This is a genomic window from Microbacterium sp. (assembly GCF_035554235.1).
Taxonomy (GTDB): domain Bacteria; phylum Actinomycetota; class Actinomycetes; order Actinomycetales; family Microbacteriaceae; genus Microbacterium.
Genome location: NZ_DATMIO010000249.1, coordinates 1 through 3132, shown reverse-complemented (window position 1 = coordinate 3132; position 3132 = coordinate 1). Strand labels below are relative to the sequence as shown.

General features: G+C 71.7%; 4 protein-coding genes. All 4 read left to right on the top strand.

Annotated features, from left to right (window positions below; genetic code table 11):
• The first annotated feature begins 378 nt into the window (after nt 1-378).
• Nucleotides 379-1083 (top strand): response regulator transcription factor, encoded by a 705-nt coding sequence (locus VNT50_RS12555; RefSeq protein WP_325485453.1) that lies wholly within the window; start codon nt 379-381, stop codon nt 1081-1083.
• A gap of 21 nt (nt 1084-1104) precedes the next feature.
• Nucleotides 1105-1737: an RNA polymerase sigma factor gene (locus VNT50_RS12550; protein ID WP_325485452.1), complete on the top strand. Its 633-nt coding sequence runs from the start codon at nt 1105-1107 to the stop codon at nt 1735-1737.
• On the top strand, nt 1734-2906 hold the full coding sequence (locus tag VNT50_RS12545) for a DegT/DnrJ/EryC1/StrS family aminotransferase (protein ID WP_325485451.1): 1173 nt from the start codon (nt 1734-1736) through the stop codon (nt 2904-2906). The genes VNT50_RS12550 and VNT50_RS12545 overlap by 4 nt, the downstream gene beginning before the upstream one ends.
• The coding region (locus tag VNT50_RS12540; protein WP_325485450.1) for a sugar transferase at nt 2903-3132 on the top strand (230 nt) is incomplete at its 3' end. The genes VNT50_RS12545 and VNT50_RS12540, both read left to right, overlap by 4 nt.

The window sequence follows — 3132 nt, the reverse complement described above, 5'->3', positions numbered from 1 at the left end:
GAAATCCCATGGAGTTCGTTCCCGAGACCGCGAAGGTGTGTCGAAACACGCGCGCTTCGCTCCGCCTCACGCGCGGGACTCGCGCAAGCGTGCGTCTCCCTTTCCTTACTGCCCTGGCGGCGTAGAGCGGGAAGCGTTCGTGGAGACCGGCCGCTCCGCCGCATGCGCACGCAAACGGACGCGAGCGGTGGGTGAGAACTCTCCCCCGCCCCCGGCGCTGAGGTAACCCGCGGCGGGCTGGTCGTCTCCCCCGTACGGACGGTGAATCACCCCTGACCGAGGGCGGCGATTTCACGCCGGCCGACACCCCTGCTCCCGCAGGATGACCTCGACGGAACGAACGGGGGTGTGGGGATGTCGGTGGAGCCTTTGAAGAGAGTGACGGACGGTGCCCGGAAGGTGCTGGTCGTCGCCAACCATCCGGGAATCGTGTACGCGTTTCGGCGCGTCCTGCGGGGCACGTCGGGCTTCACGCTCGTCGGCTACGTCGCGGGTCATTCGACGATCACCGCGGTGCTCGCCGACGCACTGCCGGACGTGGTCATCGTCGACGACCTCGGGGCGCCGAGCGATGCGGTCAAGCGCATCGCCGAGGTGCACTCGGAGCTGCCGGCGGCCAAGGTCGTGCTGCTCGTGCCGAACACCGGCCTCGAGTGGCTGGAGGACGCGGTGTGCGCTGGGGCCCACGCCGTGATGAGCAAGACCATCGACCCGACCAGCGCGGGGACGCTGCTGCGCGAGATCGTGCGCGGCACCGTCTTCCACTGCCTGGCCGATCCGAGCATCCGCGCCGGTAGGACGGCGCCGGAGAACGGGTCCACGCACCAGTCGCTTGGACTCACGCAGCGCGAGCTCGAGCTGCTGCGGCTGGTCGCATCAGGGGCGACCAACAGCCGCCTGGCCCGTCAGCTCTTCGTGACGGAGCAGACGGTCAAGTTCCACCTGTCGAACATCTATCGCAAGCTCGGAGTGGCCAATCGCACGCAGGCCAGCCGCTTCGCCTATGCGCACGGTCTGGTCCCCACGGCACTGACGCCGGAGGCGGACGAGGCAGTCGAGAACGTCGTCGCGAGGGCGGCGTAACCAATCGGGGGGCAATCCGCAATGAGCGCAGTTCCGCTGCCCAGGCAGCACGAGACCGCGGGCTTCCGTGCCCGCACCACGCTTGACGAGTCGCCGGAGGACGCCCGGATGGTGTCTCTGGCCGTCGCACGCGGCAAGGAGGGCGATCGCGAGGCGATCCGCTTCCTCTACGTGCGCTACTCGCACAACATCTACGGCTACGTGCGCAGCATCGTGCACGACGAGCACGAGGCCGAGGACATCACGCAGCACGTCTTCGCCAAGCTGATGACCGTCCTCGTCAAGTACGACGAGCGCGGCGTGCCGTTCTTCGGCTGGCTGCTGCGGCTCGCGCACAACGCCGCGATCGACCACCTGCGCTCGCGCCGTGCCACTCCCGCCGAGGAGATCTTCGGCGCCGACGAGCACTCGGGCGACGACGTGATCGACCGCTCGCACGTGCTGCGCGAGGCGCTCGACGCCCTCCCCGAGGAACAGCGCAGCGTCGTGCTCCTGCGCCACGTGGTCGGCCTCACCCCCGGTGAGATCGCCTCGCGCATGGGCCGCACCGAGAGCTCCATCCACGGTCTGCACCACCGCGGCCGCCGCGCGCTGCAGCTCGAGCTGGCCAACCGCGACTCGGCGCCCGCGATCGCGCTCGGAGCGGCGGCATGAGCCAGGGTCACGCGATTCCCGCCGCGGCGGCGGGCACGGTGCCCTTCGTCCGCATGGACCGCGACGACCCCGAGCTGCTCGAGGAGCTGCTCGGCGTCGTGCGCACGGTCGCCGAGGAGAGCTCGTTCATCCTCGGCCAGCACGTCGAGGGCTTCGAGGCCGACTTCGCCGCCTACTGCGAGACCGACGAGGCCGTCGGCGTCGCCTCCGGCACCGACGCGATCGCGCTCGCGCTGCGCGCGCTGGGCATCGGCAAGGGCGACGAGGTCATCCTGCCGGCGAACACGTTCATCGCGACGGCCGAGGCGGTCAGCATCGCCGGCGCCACGCCGCGCCTGGTCGACGTCGACCCGGTCAGCGGCCTGATCACCGCCGAGCTGGCCGAGCGCGCGCTGAGCTCGAAGGTGCGCTGCATCATCCCGGTGCACCTGTACGGGGCGACGGTCGACATGGACCCGATCCTCGAGCTCGCCCGCTCGGCGCGCATCGCGGTGATCGAGGACGCCTGCCAGGCACACGGCGCCCGCTACCGCGGCCGTCGCGCCGGCTCGATGGGGCACATGGGGTGCTTCAGCTTCTATCCGGCCAAGAACCTCGGCGCGTGGGGCGACGGCGGCGCCGTCGTGACCTCGCGGCCCGAGCTGGCCGACCGGGTCCGCCTGCTGCGCTCGCACGGCGAGCGCCCGCGCTACCGCCACCGCGTGATCGGCACGACCGCGCGGCTCGACGGGCTGCAGGCGGCCGTCCTGCGCGTGAAGCTCCGCCACCTCGACAGGTGGAACGCCCAAAGGCGGCGCGCGGCGGCAGAGCTGCGCCGCGCGCTGTCGGGTCTCGCCCTCGAGCTGCCGGCGGCGCCGGTGGCGGCGGGCGACCACGTCTACCACCTGTTCGTGGTGCAGAGCGACGACCGCGACCTGCTGCGCGCGCAGCTCACGGCGCGCGGCGTCGCGTCGGCCGTGCACTACCCGGTGCCCGTGCACCGCACGGAGGCCTACGCCCACCTCGGCCTTCACGCCGGCAGCCTGCCGGTGACCGAGAGCATGGCCGAGCGCGTGTGCTCGCTGCCGATCTTCCCCGGCATCGAGGACTGGCAGATCCGCGCCATCGGCGCCGCCGCGGCCGAGGTCGCGCAAGCCGACGACGACTCGCCGCGTTCGTTGGTCGCATGAGCGTCGACGTCTCCACAATGGCCGAGCTGACGCGCACCGTGACGCGGGCCAAGCCCGCCACCTCGCTGGCCCGCCGCGCGCTCGACGTGTCGATCGCCGGGACGGCGCTGCTGGTGCTCGTGCCCGTGATCGTCGGCGCGGCGGTCGCCGTGCGCCTGAGCTCGCCGGGGCCGGTGCTCTTCCGCCAGCGCCGCCTCGGGCGCAACATGCGCCCGTTCACCGTCCT

What these genes read in the sequence shown, in the direction of transcription:
- VNT50_RS12545 (WP_325485451.1), top strand. Translation starts at nt 1,734, where the DNA reads ATGAGCCAGGGTCACGCGATTCCCGCCGCGGCGGCGGGCACGGTGCCC.
- VNT50_RS12550 (WP_325485452.1), top strand. Translation starts at nt 1,105, where the DNA reads ATGAGCGCAGTTCCGCTGCCCAGGCAGCACGAGACCGCGGGCTTCCGT.